The organism is Microcoleus anatoxicus (assembly GCF_042465725.1).
GTDB classification, from domain to species: Bacteria; Cyanobacteriota; Cyanobacteriia; order Cyanobacteriales; family Microcoleaceae; genus Microcoleus; species Microcoleus anatoxicus.
Map to the genome: position 1 here is coordinate 3,500,605 of NZ_CP120853.1, position 16,144 is coordinate 3,516,748.

The window sequence follows — 16,144 nt, forward strand, 5'->3', positions numbered from 1 at the left end:
TATGAATCCCATAAAAATTTTGGTCGTAGAAGACGAAGTGATTGTAGCTCAAGATATAGCAGGTAGATTAAAAAAACTCGGCTATCAAGTAATAGCTACAGTTTCTTCTGGAGAAGAAGCAATGGAAAAAATCAATGAAAACCCGCCGAATTTAGTGTTAATGGACATCGTACTTAAAGGTGACATGGACGGCATAACTGCTGCGGAAATAATCGACTCCAAAATGAACGTGCCGATAGTATTTTTAACAGCTTATGCGGATCGAAAAACACTAGAAAAAGCTAAACTTACCAATCCCTTTGGCTATCTAGTGAAACCATTGCAACAAAAAGACTTGCGAGTGGCGATCGAGATTGCCTTGCAGCAGCATGAAATTGAAATGAAGATGCAGCAAGATCTGAAAGCTTCGGAAGCAGTCAGATAAGTTGTGGCAGAAAAAGCGAGTTGCGAAAACCACTATATTTCCATTGCCGGCGCCGACTCACAAGGGATAATTTAAGTGACGGATTTTTGTTGGCTAGGTATCATCACCAGAGCCCAATAGGGAACTTCCGCCGGATCGACATCTGCGATCGCCCGAATGCGCTGATTTGGCATAGTTGCTCGTTCAATATATAATGCTCGATCGAACTGTCCCAACTCAATCAACACATCCTTGACTTTGGCAAAGTGGCGGCCCAGCTTAATAATCACAGCAGCATCAGCAACCGCCAGTCGATCGCGCAAAACCTCAGCATCCAGAGTCGCAGGCATAATACTTAACACATCATTGCGGTAAGTAAGCGGCACTCCCAAGGCGCTTGCACTCGCCATTGTCGAAGAAATTCCCGGCACAACTTCCGTCGTAAATCTTCCCGACAAACGATTAAATAGATACATAAAACTGCCGTATAGAAAAGGTTCCCCCTCACATAGCACCGCCACATCTCGTCCTTGATCCAGATGGACTGCAATTTTCTCGGCCGCAATATCATAATAAGGTTGAGACGATCGCGTCGGACTAAAAGGCAGTGGCATCGGAATCTCAATTTGCTCTGGTAGTAAATAATCCGCGACGATCGATCGCGCCAACACCTTACCATTTTCCATCGCCGGATAAGCAATCACAGGCACCGAGCGCAAAATCCGATAAGCTTTCAAAGTAATCAATTCTGGATCGCCAGGGCCAATACCCAAACCGTACAATTTACCAGTAGTCTCAGTCATAATTCGTCCTTTTTAGCTAACGCATTCACGGCCGCCGTTGCCATTGCACTACCACCGCGCCGCCCGTGCACCACGATAAATGGCACTCCTCGACTGTTCGCAGCGAGTTCCGCTTTAGATTCGGCCGCCCCCACAAATCCTACCGGGAAACCCAGGATTAAAGCCGGTTTCGGAGCTCCATCATCCAACATTTCCAGCAGTCGGAACAAAGCAGTCGGGGCATTGCCGATCGCCACTACTGCACCCTCTAAGTCATTTAGCCACAAATCAAGGGCTGCGGCCGATCGAGTATTACCGATTTTTAGCGCCAATTCGGGGACTTCGGGATGCCAGAGGGTGCAAATCACTGGATTGTCGGCGGGGAGACGTTTGCGAGTGATGCCTTCGGCCACCATGCGGGAATCGCACAGGATGGGCGCGCCGGCGACAAGGGCGTTGTATCCAGCGGTGGCGGCGCCGGGGGAAGCTGCTAAATCTGTGACAATATCTGTCATGCCGCAACTGTGTATCAGGCGCACTGCGACGGATTCTAAGTCGGGGGGCAAGTTTGACAAGTCTGCTTCGGCGCGAATTGTGGCGAAGGATTTGGTGTAGATTTCGGTTCCGTCTCGGATGTAGTCAAGCATTAAAATAATTGGTAATTGGTATAGCCTTGATCGGAAAGATGAGGTACGAGCGAGAATAGGTAATAGGTAATAGGTAATTGGGCATTGGGCATTGGGCATTGGTCATTATAACTAACTCATAACTCATAACTCATAACTCATAACTTATAAATCATAACTAATTCCCATTCCCTATTCCCCATTCCCTATTCCCCATTCCCCATTCCCTAGTCCCTAAGGTACATGACAGCGTTCCCAATAAATTTTAGAAGCGCGATCGCCCTGATTCTGATGCCAACACTCTGCAAACAGCCGCCCCGCTTCAGCAAACTTCCCTTCGGAGTAAATCGCCAAACCTTCCGCAAACAATTCCAGCGTGGCTAACTTACCATCTTTAATTTCTGGGCGATCGCAATCAAACACCTCATAAACCGTCACCGCTTCGGATTTTCCCTTGACTTTTACCGTGTCGAGGCTGCGGATTGCGTACTTCGATGGATTTTCTAAACGCGAATAAGTTTCCTGGGTGATTAACAGCGACACCCCATAATTTTTCGTCAATCCCTCCACGCGAGAAGCTAAATTCACCGCATCACTGATGACTGTCCCGTCCATGCGATTTGGTCCTCCCACCGTTCCCAGCATCAAAGAACCCGTATTAATCCCAATTCCAATCTGAATCGGGGTATAACCAGAATTAGCGCGATTTTGATTGTATTCAAAAAGACGATTGAGCATGGCAATTCCCGCGTTTACGGCATTATTCGCATCCCCGCTAAACAGCGCCATAATCGCATCGCCAATATATTTATCAATAAACCCATTATTTTGATTAATGACGGGTTCCATGCGACTGAGATAGGAATTGATAAATCTGAAATTATCCTCCGGTGTCATACTTTCTGAAAGCGTGGTGAAGTCGCGAATATCGGAAAACAAAACCGACATTTCCAACTGCACTTGGTCGCCCAATTCCACATCAATGATGCTTGATTTATCTAAAAATTTGAGGAATTGACTGGGGACGAAACGCTCGTAAGCTTTATTGAGTTGAGCCAGCCTCTTCTCACTTTCGCGTACTTCTGTATAAAGCTTAGAATTTTGAATCGAAATAGCCGCCTGTCCAGATAATACTTTTAATAATTCCACTCTTTCTGGCGTAAAAGCTCCTGCTGTCAGATTATTTTCCAGATAAACAATACTAACGATTTGAGATTGATTAATCAGCGGCACACATAAAATTGATTTAGGCTGATGCTTTTGGATATATGGATCGTTAGTAAATTGTCCCTCCTTCACAGCATCATCTAGTACCACACTTTCTTGAGTGCGGGCGACATAATTCACAATCGCAGAGGAAAGTTCTTGACAATTATCAACTAAGATTGACTGTAAGACGGTGACGCTAGCGCCATCAGTTGTCCCTTCAGCTTCAATTAACAGTTGTTCCTGGCTTGACAAAATCAGATATCCCCTTTGCGCCCCTGCATTTTCAATCAAAATTTTCATCAAACTAGACAGTAGCTTATCCAGCAATATTTCGCCGGAAATCGCCTGAGAAGCTTTCATGACTGCGGTGATATCTACGTGATTACCCGAACCCGTGGTTGTCATGGATACGGTAGTTTGAGTGTTTTTCCTTCCCGGTTGAGTTACCTTCAATAACTGGGGATATCGCGTTTCTAAATCCTTTACCTTAGCAGTGGCTCCCCATTGGACATAACCATAATAGGCATCAATCATATAGATTTCGGCCAATTTTTCTTTGCCCCATTCTAGATAGAACTTGGCGGCTAGTTCATTGGCTAGGGCTTCTTCGTTGAGAAATTGATTTTCTTGAGCGAGGGAGATAGCGCGATCGTACAAGTCTATTGCTTCGGCTTTATTGCCTAAAATTCGCTGCTTTTCTGCCTCAACTAAATACCATTTATGCAGATAATTCATGGGAGCATTTTGCGCCCACTGTTGCAGAGTGATTTGATGATTTTCCACTAAGGCAAGAATTTCTGCTTGCTCAATTTCTGGGTAGGTGGGAAAGAGTGCTAAGTGTGTCAGGGCGGCATAGAAATGGAAAATGGGGAAAAAAATCAATCCCGATACTGACATCAAATACGGCTTGACTTGGGCAATGTGGCTTAGGGCCGCCGGATAATTACCAAAGAAGTAAGCAAGCATCAGTTTATATGTGTAGACAATAGCAATCATAGTGAAGTTATTGTCCTGATGATGTTTAGGAATCATCACTGTTTCATTGTAGGCATGGCCGATTAGACAATCCGGTGTACTTACAGTTTCCCTCAAGTTTTTCGTTGTCTGCCACGTTATATCTAAAATAATCTGGGCAGAATATTGCTTTATTTGAGCAAATGCAGCACTGTAAATTTCCAGTTCTGCTTCCCAAATATCTATTTCTACTCCACCACACAAGTTGCCCTCAAAGTAAACAAGTATGCTGTAGCTCGCATATAGAAAATCGCCAGTTTCCATACCAGCTATATAGCCATCTTTACTCATTGGTATCCTTGCTCTGAGAGCTTCTTGGTGATGCTGAATCCAGCTACTAAATACAGCCAGAATTAGGGACTTAAATTCTGTTGCATTAAACCTATCTAGTAAATTCAGTGCCAATTTACCAAAGCTATAGCCAGTTTTGACATCTCCCAAAAAAGAACATAGCACCAAACCGTGAATCAAATACCCCACCGTCGATGCAGGTGCATTTCCAAACTGGAGCGATAAACTCACCATCGTGGAGCTAAGTAGGGGCGTTAAACTCGGCATGGTTTGATTAATGGCTGAAAATAACATTCCTAAGAGTTGCATGGCTGCTTGAGTCTGAAGATCGGTCATCACAGGTAAGTTAACCAGTTCCTCAATCCTTCTGTCTTGGAGTTGTCTAGCAAGGCTCTGTAGTGCTTGATCTATCTTGACTTGATCCGGTTCGGTAGGGAGTTCAACTCCCAATTGCGCCAGTGCATCTCTGGCTACTGCGATCGCTTTTAAAGTCTGGCTCTGGGCTGTCTGGGCAATAATTAAAATTTCGTAAGTTTTAACTTTGTCTAAAATTGTCTGGGCTTTCTCCAACACCTCTGCTGCTATTTGCTCCATATCATCAAAGTCAGCATTCAAATAGGCAACTTCGGCCGCAGCAACATAAAGATTTAATGTCAATTCATATTGACTTTGCCAACAGTTTGCTGTCAATAACTCTATCCCTATTTGCAAATAAACTTTTGCCGCAGCGTAGGCGGTAGAATTTCTAGCTTTCTGTCCAGCTTTTAAGTTAAGTTGTGCTAAGGCCTCCCGCTCATTTGCTTGGGCGATCAACTCCTGACCTAGATTCAAATGCTCGACAATATCAAACAGTTTTTCCTCTCTTTCGCTCTCCGAGGAACTTTGTAGCAGTAATTGTCCTATTTTGAGGTGAGTGGCTGGTGTCTGGCGATCGGGAATCAATGAATAAGCCGCTTGCTGGACGCGATCGTGTAGAAAGCGATAAGTTGGATTGGAAATATAATCAGTCTTGAATTGAGCCTCTGTTGGAATAAAAAATTTATAATTTTCGTGAATCGGTAAAATCAGTTCTTCTTCCAAAGCTTTCCAGAGTGATAATGCCGTTTGTTTTGGTAATTCTTCACTGACAACTGCCAATGTATTTAAATCAAACTGCGCTCCAATACAAGCCGCCAACTTGAGGACATCCTGAGTTTCTTGGGGCAACTTCTGCAATTGCGCCGCCATAAACTCCACTACATCCGAGGCGTGAGTCAGTCTAGCTTGAGCAATATCGCACTGCCAATGCCCTTTACTTCCCCCCTTACTAAAGGGGGACTCCCCTTTACTTCCCCCCTGACTAAGGGGGGACTCCCCTTTACTTCCCCCCTGACTAAGGGGGGACTCCCCTTTACTTCCCCCCTGACTAAGGGGGGACTCCCCTTTACTTCCCCCCTGACTAAGGGGGGACTCCCCTTTACTTCCCCCCTTACTAAGGGGGGACTGAGGGGGGTCAAAAGTAATTAGTCCATCATCATGTAATGCCTTCAGAAATTGAGTCGAGAAAAAAGGATTACCCTGAGTTTTTTGAGCGACTAATTCTGTCAAGGGTTGAGCCAAAGATAAATCGCAAATCAACGTATCTGCTACCAATTGATTCAGATCTGCTAAACTCAATGGTTGTAACATAATAGTATTCACCACTGCCCCAGACTTAATAATCTCATTTACCGTCAACATAAACGGATGAGTAGGCGATACTTCATTATCCCGATAAGCACCCAAAACTAACAGATGCCCCCTATCCTCGATTAATAGTTGTAGCAACTTCAAAGATGCCGAATCTGCCCACTGCAAATCATCCAAAAATATCACTAAGGGATGTTCGGCGGTGGTAAATACTTGCACAAAATTCTGCATCAGCAAATTGAAGCGATTTTGTGCTGCACTCCCCGATAATTCTATTGCTGGATGTTGAGCGCCAAGGATGCGTTCTAATTCAGGAATCACCTCAATTAAGACTTGCCCATTATTGCCTACTGCGGTGAGAATCTTGGTTTTCCATATTTGTAATTGAGCATCGGATTCTGATAATAATTGCCCCATTAAATCCCGAAAAGCTTGGACAAACGCTGAGAAAGGAATATTGCGCCCAAATTGGTCGTATTTGCCTTTAATAAAATAGCCCTGTTGTTTGGCTATCGGCTTATGAACTTCGTTTACTAATGCGGTTTTACCAATCCCAGAAAAGCCCGCCACCAGCATCAGTTCACTGCGGGATAAATGCGATACCTCCCCTAGGGCGGGCACGCACCATCCACCGCCCCTACTCAGGGGGGAGTCGGATGAAGCCCCCCTTAATAAGGGGGGTTGGGGGGATCGTCCTGATGCAACTCGTTCAAAGGCTGCTAATAGATTGGAAACTTCAGTTTCTCTGCCGTAGAGCTTTTCTGGGATCAAGAAACGGTCTGTAATATCCCGCTTTCCCAAGGCAAACTGCTCAATGTTACCCGTTGCTTGTAATTGAACGAGACAATTTTCTAGATCGTGCTTCAATCCTAATGCTGTTTGATAGCGATTTTCGGCATTCTTCGCCATCAATTTAATAACTATTTGGGAGATAATCAGAGGAATATTTGGCTCGATTTCCTGGGGGGTAACTGGCTGTCTGGCAATATGGCAGTGAACTAACTCTAAAGCATCTTCTGTCTCGAAAGGCAGTTTTCCTGTCAGCAATTCGTAAAATGTGACACCGAGGGAGTAAAAATCAGCCCGGTAATCGAGAGTACGATTCATTCTCCCGGTTTGTTCTGGTGAGATGTAAGCGAGGGTTCCTTCCAGAATGCCTGGGTTTTTCAGAGTCGGTGTTTCTCTGCTTAGCTGAGTGGAAATGCCAAAGTCAATAATTTTTAATTGTTCCGTTTTCGGGTTGTAAACAATATTTGAGGGGTTAATATCTTTATGAATAATATTGGCGATGTGAATTTGCCCTAAAGTTTCAGTGGTGGCGATCGCAATTTGCAGAAACTCCTTTAGGCTAAACTGACGCTGCTGCATCAATATTTTCAAGGATTCGCCGCCAAAGTCCTCCAGAAACATCACGAGGGTGTTTTGGTATTTTTGCAAGTCATAAACTTGCACGACTCCCGCCTCTTTCAGAGCTCTGGTGATGCGGTATTCGGTGCGGTAGCGCACCAATTCTTGAGGTGTGGGGTAACTGTCTTTGAGAAGTTTGAGGATAAGTGGCTGGTTATCTGCTTCCCGAATGGCCCGGTAAACGAGGGAGTTGGCACTTTCATAGAGAAGTGTTACAACGGCTACGCCTGGAATGGAGAGCATATTGATTTTTCTGGTAAAATTTAACGCGAAGTGAGGACGCACCAGCTTTTTGTTAATAATAGCGCGTTAGAAGGAATTTAGTCATGGTTGAGTTACAAGCCATTGAGAATACTAAACTCGCAAACAGAAAACTTACTAACCGGACTTAACTTTAAGCCAGTGCTTCAATTGGTCGATCGCACTTCGATCTACAAATTCGCCCAAGGATTTGGTGTAGATTTCTGTTCCGTCTTTAATATAGTCAAGCATTATTTAAAACTGGATCTTTTTTGAATGAACCGCGAAGGCGCTAAGGGCGCGAAGGAAGAAAGAGGAAGAAAGAGGTTCACTTGTGGTTTGGTTTTTTGGGGTTAAGCAATTGCTGCAATTGGTCGATCGCACATCGATCGATAAATGCGCCAAAGGATTCGTCGGGCGATCGAAATTGCTGATAGATTTGCAACATTTGGGCGATCGAATTTGGCATCTGTGGAACACTCACGCCCTCAAAAATTTGTCGCCCAAAAGGTGAATCTGTTGTACCTGCGTAAATGTCATAACCTTCAATGGTCTGATTTCCCTGTCTAATCTGAATTCCCACGAGGGTAATATCAATGGGAGAATGTTGGGCGCAGGATTTTTCGCAGCCGCTGAAATGAATGTTAATTGGGCGATCGATCTGCAATTTTTGGGCTAAATCTTTCACCATTGCTAGGGCGTGGCTTTGGGTATCTGTCATCGCCGATGCACAGCCAGTGTTGCCGGCACAAGCAACTAAACATGAGTCTAGATTGGTTGCGGATGAGTGCAATCCCAAACGGGCGATCGACTTTTCGAGTTCGCTAAGGCGGTGGTTCGGGATGTCAGAAATCAACAGATTTTGCCAAGGCGTGAGCCTCAGAGTGCCTCCGGCGAAGTTTTGGGCTAAATTTGCCAAATCTCGCAATTGCTGCGATTTTAGCCAGCCTAGTGGCAGGGCGATGCCGATGTAGGAAAAACCGGATTGTTGCTGGGGGTGAATGCCGAGATGTTGGTAACGGGCGATCGACTTTTCAGACGGAGCGATCGAGCTTTGCTGCAATACAAACGGTAAATTATGCTGTATTTGTTCGAGATATTTTTCCACACCCCAATCTGCGAGCAGGTGACGCAAACGAGGTTTTTTACCATCAATTACAGGATATTTTTTGCTGTATTCAAGATATGTGTTAGCCAGGGCTGCTAATACAGATATACATTGCGATTTTTTAATTATAATCCCTGTGTCGCCGTTTAAATACAGCCGAAGCACGATTTCTGAATCAGCAGATCGCCTTTCTGCTGCTAATAAAATATCGTTGCGAATAGCGCGGATCGAAACCGATTCTCCGCCGTCAAAACCGACACTGAATTTAGGCGAAAGTTCCGACAATTCGGGATGGGTTTGCAGATAATCATCCCAATCTGTAACTAGGGGGCGAGTATCGAGTAATTGTTGGCGATCGATACCCGCTGTCGGACTGGCCATAATATTGCGAATCGGGTCAATTTCAACTAAGCGAGATGCTAATCCCAATGCTTGCAAATCCTGCCAGACTTCAGCAGAAATTGCCGAGTTTAAGTCTCGGATTTGCAAATTAGCGCGATTTGTTACTTGCAAATAGCCGGTACTGTATCGATCGACTAAATCTGCGATCGCCCCACACTGCGCTACATTTAAAATTCCCCCCGGAATCCGCATCCTCGATAATATTCCGTCTCTGGCTCTGGAACCAGAAAATAAGCCCGGACAAGTCGGTAATTCACTCAAACTTAACAAAGAAACTCCTCCCCGTGCGACGCAGGGAATCTCAAGTAAACTCCTGAAATCGGCATTCTGGCTTTGACAGTTGCGGCACAGCACCGGAATTGCACCGGACTTTCCCGCTTTCAGGTTTAAGAAAGGTATCACATTTTTGCACCCCAAAACCAAAACGCTCAATTTTCTTAACAAATTCCCCCTCACACAATTGCCTTGAGTAATGAAAACTCGCCTAGTTTTCAATCAGGTTCGGTAGGGGAGTTAAAACAAAAACAAACCAATGACAAACCAAAGGTAGCCACAGGTAAAATATCTCCAAACAACATTGGATCTTGTTGATATTCCGTCGGCTGAGTTTCTCCCTCGATATTTCTAGGAGTTAAAATTTGTTCTAGAGAATTCACATTATTAGAATTAGTGAAGGCTGGCAATTCATCGGGTTTGACTGGAGAGGTGATGCTGAGAGTAGTCCAGAAAAACATTAAGGTTAAAATATTTAGGCATTTCATAGTCAAGACCCCGTTGTAAGTAATATAAATAAAAGGCTGAACGTTTTAGGTGTTTTGTTTGCCTCTACTTAAACTTTAGGGAAAAAGACGAATTACTAAACAACTAAAAGTGTCACTTTTTCTATGTGGCTTGTATTTGGTGACTTACCTAAATGCTGAAATGGCTGGAAAGCTTGTATCAAGGAAGTTGCCAACCAGGCGATTTAGTTTTTAGCTGTAGTCAATTAGTCAACTGGCTGTTGTCCAATATGCTGGAAATAGATTCATGCTGAGTGGCAAAAATTGCAGGAGTAGGGCTGATGGTAGACAAATGGCTTTCGGTGGTGGGGATTGGGGAAGATGGATTATCGGGATTGAGTTCGATCGCCCGTACCCTGCTCGATCGCGCTCAAGTCGTTGTCGGCGGTGCCCGTCACCTAGCCATGCTACCCACCGACGACACCAGGGAAAAATTGCTCTGGGCTTCACCTTTACAAGCCACAGTCGATGAGATTATCCGTCGCCGGGGAGAGTCGATTTGCGTGCTAGCTAGTGGCGATCCGATGTGTCACGGGATTGGTGTCACCCTGTCGCGCCGGATTCCGATCGCCGAAATGATGATAATTCCCGCTACATCGGCTTTTAGCTTGATGTGCGCCCGTCTGGGTTGGGCTTTGGCGGAGGTTGAGACTTTCAGTTTGACAAACCGCCCAGTAGCCTCCATCGCCCTTTCTCTATATCCGGGGGCGCGGTTGTTAGTTTTAAGTGCCGATCGACACACTCCGGGAAAGGTTGCCGAATTGTTGACACAGCGGGGGTTTGGTAGCAGTTTGATGACGGTGTTCGAGCGGATGGGAGCGGCTTCGGAACGGCGGAGCGAGGGGGTCGCAGCAGCCTGGAATGTGCCGGATTTGGCTGATTTGAATGCGATCGCGATTGTAGTTGCAGCCGTTCGGGAAACTAGGATTTTCCCTCGCACCTCTGGTTTGGCGGATGGTGCCTATCTCCACGACGGACAACTTACCAAGCGGGAGATTCGAGCGGTTACTCTGTCAACCTTAGCGCCAATTCCGGGTGAGTTGCTGTGGGATGTGGGGGCTGGTTGTGGTTCGATCGCCATTGAATGGATGCGGAGTCATCGGGGTTGTCGGGCGATCGCGATCGAACGCCACCCAACTCGACTGCAATACATCGCTGAAAATGCCTCTAATTTGGGTGTTTCGGAACTTCAAATTGTGGCGGGAGAGGCGCCGGATGCTTTGGCTTCTTTGCCTCAACCGGATGCTATTTTCATCGGTGGTGGTGTCACCGCAGAAGCTTTACTGGAAACCTGTTGGAATGCTTTGGGTGAGGGCGGCCGATTAGTTGTGAATGCGGTGACTATTGAGAGTGAATTGAAAGTTTTGCAATGGCATTCTTTACATGGCGGGGAATTAATTAGAATTGGGATTCAGCGGGTTGGGGCGATCGGTTCTTTTCAGGGTTGGAAGCCGCTTGCACCGGTGACTCAGTGGGCGGTTGTTAAGGGGTAATATCAATTCTGATTTGGATCGGAATTGTTTAACAACCACAGAGTTCTTGTAGGGAGAGGACACGGCAGTGCCCATTGGTGTCAACTTAAGGTAAAAGTTATAGTCCGACAGGGGTTGAAACCGAGTCTCACATAGCGCAAGTCCTCTCAAAGAGGACTGAAGAATTAGTTGAGTTGATAGGTATTGGTTTGGGGCAAATCTTCAGTCAGTTTCAACTGACTTTGGCTATGAGACAGGGGTTTTAACCCCTGTCGGAGTCGCGGGATGACTAACAGACACGGGGCGGGCTGACAGCTTAAGTTGACACCTATGGGCACTGCCGTCTCCTAATTTCGGCTACTAATCATTCCGATGAAGAGCAGATTTGATCTAAAAGGCGATCGTTTTGCGATCGCTCAGTTTTATGATGAGATGCGATCTGGCTATCTTCAAATGCGGTCTTATATCCGAATGCTAGACTATTTGCGGCTGCTGGTTTTGGAATATTTGCAAATGGAATAGAGAAGGAGTTTGGGAAATAATAGGCATCTTCTGTCCACTACGCTAAGATGAAAGCTGGTTTACATTTTCTGATAATGTCGTTATGACCAGTTCGCTGTCTCCTACAAGCATTTCTCGCTATGTCACCCGCAATCCTGAAGTTTTGCAGGGGGAACCGATTATTGCAGACACTCAAGTTACTGTACGGGATATTGTGGTGTTTTGGAAATCAGGAATCAAGCCTGAAGAAATCCCACAGAAGTTACTGCAACTCGTGACGGCGGCTCAAGTGTTTGATGCGATTAGTTTTTATCTGGATAATCAGCCAGAAATTGACGATCGGATTGCTTGGTACGAGGCGCGTCCGATGTTGAATGTTTCGCCTCTTTTGAGATGCAATCCGTTGTTGAATGAAGTCACGGAATATGTTGCAGCGTATCGGCGCGATCGAAATGCCGATATCGATTTTCCTGAGTCTGAGACCCTATGACTCAATATATTCTCGATACCGACCATATCACACTGCTGCAACACTCTAATCCACTCATATTAAAACGTTTTGAAACTCTTCACACGAGCGATGTTGCTATTACTGTCATCAATGTTGAGGAATTGATTCAGGGCTGGTTCAATGCAATTCGACAAGCTTCGCAACCCGGACAGCAGCAACGCTTAACTTGGGCTTATGTTGGTTTGAGATCGGCTGTTAAATTTCTCAACGATTTTCTCGTTCTAGATTTTACCGAGTCAGCTTACGAGCAATATTTGGCGCTGCGCCGTCAGGGAATACGAATTGGGACACAAGATTTGCGGATTGCGTCCATTGCTTTGGTTAATAACTCAATTTTAGTGACGCGAAATCGACAAGATTTTGCACAAGTCCCAGGACTGGTTTTGGAAGATTGGACATAACAATTGCAAAGCCAAGCTTACCCAGCTTTTCCAACTTCCGCCAAATGCCAAAACGTCATCCCATTTTCCGCATGACTGAGCAAAATCCCCAAATCTTCCAAGCTTTCTAGACAGTCGAGAATCACTTTTTGTTTGCGATTCGCGCCTTTGAAATGGGCGGTGACTTGGGCGGCTGTCCATTCGCCGCTTTGAGTGCGAAATAAGTCGCGGATGGCGGAAAGTTGCTCTTTGAGGGTTTTGGGGAAGGGTTGTTGTTCCGTGGGGGAGACGGCAATTTCGGTTTCGGTTATGATACCTGCAAGGGATGGTTGGATGTAGGTTTCGCCTGGGGCTTGGTAGTCGGGACGTAGCCAGCGAATGAGTCCGTTGCGTTCTTCTTCGGCGCGTTGGGCGTTGAGGGTGACGAGGTTTTCCAGGATTTGGTCGTCGGTGAGGGTGGGTTCCCAATCATAGGCGGCAAATACGGCGGCATCTAGTTCGTCGTGGATTTGTTTGAGGGTAGAGACTAGGGCTTTTTGGTTGAAGGCTTTGTCTTTGTCGTCGAGGGGTTCGCCTTGGCGGAGTTTTTCGAGGAGGTTGTACATCCCGGTGATGGTGACTTCGGGGTGAGTGGCTTGGACTCGTTTGCGGTGGCTATCGAGGCGTTCTCCGAGTTCTCGGATGGTTTGTTTTTGGGCAGGGTTGGAGTCGGGGAAGGGGAAGGGGTCGAACACGATTGCAGGTTTCCAACGTAAATCATTCCCTATTCCCATACGTGGAGCCACCTTTTCTAACCACTTTTGATGAATTTTTGATTGCAATACACCAAGAACCCACGCATCATCTGAAACTACAGAATAAAGCTGAACATCGGGTAATAAGTTGGCATCTACAAATAAAAATGGTTTGAATTTAGATGTATCAGGAGTGACTATAAAGCGTTTGATTCCTGATATTGATTTTCGTAATTTTGGTGCATTCTCACCGAATAGCCACCAGTTACGTTTTCGAGACTCTCGATTATTCTGGTCACGAAGTGGCTTTACAGTCTCTAAGATCCTCTGATAAAGAATTGGGTATTGCAGATATGCTTCTTCTTCTTTCAAACCGAAGAAATCAATCAACCACTTTTTTTTCCGTTGCTGAACTAGATCTCGACCAATCATGTATGGTTTGACAACAGGGGGTAAATTATTAATATCTAAACCAAGCATATCCAATTCCTCTTCTCTGAGTCTAAATCCTTCACCAAGTGGGATAACACCTTGAAAGGATATTGATTTGTTAGATAATAAACTTACCATAGTGACAGTATTAGCTCCGACAGTAAGATCTGGATTAATAATGCCTCGTTGTTCAGATAGTTCAACAACAGAGACTTCATCTTCTCCAAAAAGTTCGTTCTGCACAGTAAGTAACCTGCCTTGAATCTGCTCTGAGCCACCAACAGTCATGGCAACGCGGACTGCTGCACCATCAAGACTATCCACCCAAGGATGATCGGGTAGCGCAAAAAGAATTGACATACCCGATTCTAAAGCTTGCTGCACTATTTTTCTATTTAAAGCTTGCGTGATTGAATTTGTAGTGATAAAGCCAAAACATTTAACTTTTCTAGAGCTTACAAGCTCGGCAGCTTTATGCCACCAGTACATTACAAAATCTATTGTTTCAGGAAGTTCTTTCCAAGTATTGCGAAGAATTGCAACGTAACTGTCACCTAAAGTAGACCTCATTCTCTTATTTCCAATAAACGGAGGGTTCCCCAAAATATAATCCGCGTTTGGCCAAGTAGCCTTTTGCGTTTTACCCGAAATTGGCTCTATTCCGTCATAGGCCAACACCGCATCCCGGCATTCAATATTGTTGTACTCGCGCAACACAGGTTCGATCGGCGGAATATCGCCAAAGCGCCGAAAATGCCACTGCAAATATCCAATCCAAATCACCAAATCCGCGATCGCCGCCGCCCTAGGATTGATCTCAATTCCCAAAAACTGACTGGGATTGACTTGGGCAATATCTAACCGCAACTGCGCCGATCCGGTGACATCCTCCAAGCGCCGCAACACCTCCGATTCCAACCCTTTCAACAAATCCAATGTCACATACAAAAAATTCCCCGATCCGCAGGCCGGATCGAGAATCTTCACCCCTTGTAACTCCGTCAAAAATGCCTCTAAAACCGCGATCGCCTTTTTCCTTTGATTCGCAGTCGGTTCCGATTCCCCCGCGTTGAGCAACTGTTTAACCTCCGCTTGTACCGCAATCCAGCGATCGCCCAAAGGCTCCATCACCACAGGCTTAACCAACCGTTCCACATACGATCGCGGCGTATAATGCGCCCCCAACTTACTCCTCTCCCGTGCATCCAGCGCCCTTTCCAACAAAGTCCCAAAAATCGCCGGTTCCACATTGCACCAATCCCGCTTCGCCGCCTGTAACAACACTTCCAACTGCGTCTTTGTCAACGCAAACGCCTGGGATTCGGCAAACAATCCGCCATTAAACCGCAACAGTTGGCCATGAAAACCAAAACTCGTCCCCTCATTCATCGCCACCCACAGCGCCTCTACCTCCGGCTTAAACATCTTCGGATTGAGAATCCATCGCGTTTCCAGCGCCTGCGTAAACAGATGTTCCTTCAGCAAACCCACATCCTCAGCAAACATGGTGAAAATACAGCGCATCAAAAACTGGGCGACTTGCTGCGGATCGACATTCGCCTCCATTCTTTTCGCCAACTCTGCTAAATCCGCCGCCACTTCCCGCGTCACCCGCGCCGCAATTTTCTCTGGGTTGCGCTGCTGTGGATTGCTAAAAATATCGACAAACAAATCGAAAACATCGGCCTTTTCCAACTCTGTCAGCGCAATTTCTCGCCGCGCCCCATAGCCGCCGTAATCGCCGCTAAAACCCATCCACAATTCAAAATGGTCGCCAATATCGCAAGTCAACAAAAACGGTGGTTTGCTGCTGAGATTTCGCGTATAAGCAACTGCTTGCACAAACGCTTTTTCCATCTCTCGCAAATAGCTATTCGTTCCCCGTTTTGCCGTTCCTTTTTTGCTAGTAGTTCCGCCCTGTTTTGCCTCAATCAAAAAATGCTCGGCTTTGTGAAAATCGATAAACCCCGGAGTCACTTTCCCGCTGGGGTGAAAAATTTTGACATCTTTATCAAAGCAGTAAGGATCGTTGGGAATTCTGCCTTTATCCAAAGGGCGATCGACTCCCAGCGCATCGCACATTTCCGCAAAAAACAACTGGTAGTTGGCGCGTTCGTTGCCGCTAGAACCTTCCCAGCGCGTGATGAATGTTTCGACTCTGGTGCGATCGGCTTCATTCATGCTT

General features: G+C 45.8%; 11 protein-coding genes and 1 riboswitch. Of the genes, 5 read left to right on the forward strand and 6 right to left on the reverse strand.

Features of this window, described 5'->3' with window-relative positions:
- The first annotated feature begins 1 nt into the window (after position 1).
- A complete protein-coding gene (locus tag P2A85_RS15125) occupies positions 2-424 on the forward strand; it encodes a response regulator (RefSeq protein ID WP_377473429.1) in 423 nt (140 codons plus the stop codon).
- Between the two features lie 71 nt (positions 425-495).
- Here P2A85_RS15125 and P2A85_RS15130 read toward each other — a convergent pair whose 3' ends face one another.
- From P2A85_RS15130 to P2A85_RS15150, 5 genes are all read right to left on the reverse strand, one after another.
- Positions 496-1,206 (reverse strand): precorrin-2 C(20)-methyltransferase, encoded by a 711-nt coding sequence (locus tag P2A85_RS15130; RefSeq protein WP_377473431.1) that lies wholly within the window; start codon positions 1,204-1,206, stop codon positions 496-498.
- A complete protein-coding gene (locus tag P2A85_RS15135; RefSeq protein WP_377473433.1) occupies positions 1,203-1,832 on the reverse strand; it encodes a precorrin-8X methylmutase in 630 nt (209 codons plus the stop codon). Before P2A85_RS15135 ends, P2A85_RS15130 begins: the two co-directional genes overlap by 4 nt.
- Positions 1,833-2,045: 213 nt before the next feature.
- Positions 2,046-7,643 carry an AAA family ATPase gene (locus P2A85_RS15140; protein WP_377473436.1) on the reverse strand — a complete coding sequence of 1,866 codons (5,598 nt, stop codon included), beginning with the start codon at positions 7,641-7,643 and terminating at the stop codon, positions 2,046-2,048.
- 325 nt (positions 7,644-7,968) lie between these two features.
- The gene (cobG, locus tag P2A85_RS15145; RefSeq protein WP_377473438.1) at positions 7,969-9,420 is read right to left on the reverse strand and encodes a precorrin-3B synthase; all 1,452 of its coding nucleotides are present in this window, start codon (positions 9,418-9,420) and stop codon (positions 7,969-7,971) included.
- 29 nt (positions 9,421-9,449) lie between these two features.
- Positions 9,450-9,573, reverse strand: a riboswitch (cobalamin riboswitch).
- A gap of 68 nt (positions 9,574-9,641) precedes the next feature.
- Positions 9,642-9,911: a hypothetical protein gene (locus P2A85_RS15150; RefSeq protein ID WP_377473440.1), complete on the reverse strand. Its 270-nt coding sequence runs from the start codon at positions 9,909-9,911 to the stop codon at positions 9,642-9,644.
- Positions 9,912-10,210: 299 nt separating this feature from the next.
- Here P2A85_RS15150 and cbiE point away from each other — a divergent pair, with 299 nt between their 5' ends.
- From cbiE to P2A85_RS15170, 4 genes are all read left to right on the forward strand, one after another.
- Complete coding sequence (cbiE, locus tag P2A85_RS15155) at positions 10,211-11,422, forward strand: precorrin-6y C5,15-methyltransferase (decarboxylating) subunit CbiE (RefSeq protein WP_377481509.1); 1,212 nt, start codon at positions 10,211-10,213, stop codon at positions 11,420-11,422.
- 351 nt (positions 11,423-11,773) lie between these two features.
- On the forward strand, positions 11,774-11,923 hold the full coding sequence (locus tag P2A85_RS15160; protein WP_377473442.1) for a hypothetical protein: 150 nt from the start codon (positions 11,774-11,776) through the stop codon (positions 11,921-11,923).
- Positions 11,924-12,005: 82 nt separating this feature from the next.
- Positions 12,006-12,392: a DUF433 domain-containing protein gene (locus P2A85_RS15165; RefSeq protein ID WP_377473444.1), complete on the forward strand. Its 387-nt coding sequence runs from the start codon at positions 12,006-12,008 to the stop codon at positions 12,390-12,392.
- A complete protein-coding gene (locus P2A85_RS15170) occupies positions 12,389-12,814 on the forward strand; it encodes a type II toxin-antitoxin system VapC family toxin (RefSeq protein WP_377473446.1) in 426 nt (141 codons plus the stop codon). Before P2A85_RS15165 ends, P2A85_RS15170 begins: the two co-directional genes overlap by 4 nt.
- Before the next feature lie 17 nt (positions 12,815-12,831).
- Here the strand turns inward: P2A85_RS15170 and P2A85_RS15175 are convergent, their stop codons facing one another.
- On the reverse strand, positions 12,832-16,140 hold the full coding sequence (locus P2A85_RS15175) for a class I SAM-dependent DNA methyltransferase (protein ID WP_377473449.1): 3,309 nt from the start codon (positions 16,138-16,140) through the stop codon (positions 12,832-12,834).
- Positions 16,141-16,144 lie beyond the last annotated feature (4 nt).

Coding starts and splice junctions, on each gene's coding strand:
- P2A85_RS15150 (WP_377473440.1), bottom strand. CDS start 9,911: ATGAAATGCCTAAATATTTTAACCTTAATGTTTTTCTGGACTACTCTC.
- P2A85_RS15125 (WP_377473429.1), top strand. CDS start 2: ATGAATCCCATAAAAATTTTGGTCGTAGAAGACGAAGTGATTGTAGCT.
- P2A85_RS15170 (WP_377473446.1), top strand. CDS start 12,389: ATGACTCAATATATTCTCGATACCGACCATATCACACTGCTGCAACAC.
- P2A85_RS15135 (WP_377473433.1), bottom strand. CDS start 1,832: ATGCTTGACTACATCCGAGACGGAACCGAAATCTACACCAAATCCTTC.
- P2A85_RS15165 (WP_377473444.1), top strand. CDS start 12,006: ATGACCAGTTCGCTGTCTCCTACAAGCATTTCTCGCTATGTCACCCGC.
- P2A85_RS15175 (WP_377473449.1), bottom strand. CDS start 16,140: ATGAATGAAGCCGATCGCACCAGAGTCGAAACATTCATCACGCGCTGG.
- P2A85_RS15140 (WP_377473436.1), bottom strand. CDS start 7,643: ATGCTCTCCATTCCAGGCGTAGCCGTTGTAACACTTCTCTATGAAAGT.
- P2A85_RS15160 (WP_377473442.1), top strand. CDS start 11,774: ATGAAGAGCAGATTTGATCTAAAAGGCGATCGTTTTGCGATCGCTCAG.
- cbiE (WP_377481509.1), top strand. CDS start 10,211: ATGGTAGACAAATGGCTTTCGGTGGTGGGGATTGGGGAAGATGGATTA.
- P2A85_RS15130 (WP_377473431.1), bottom strand. CDS start 1,206: ATGACTGAGACTACTGGTAAATTGTACGGTTTGGGTATTGGCCCTGGC.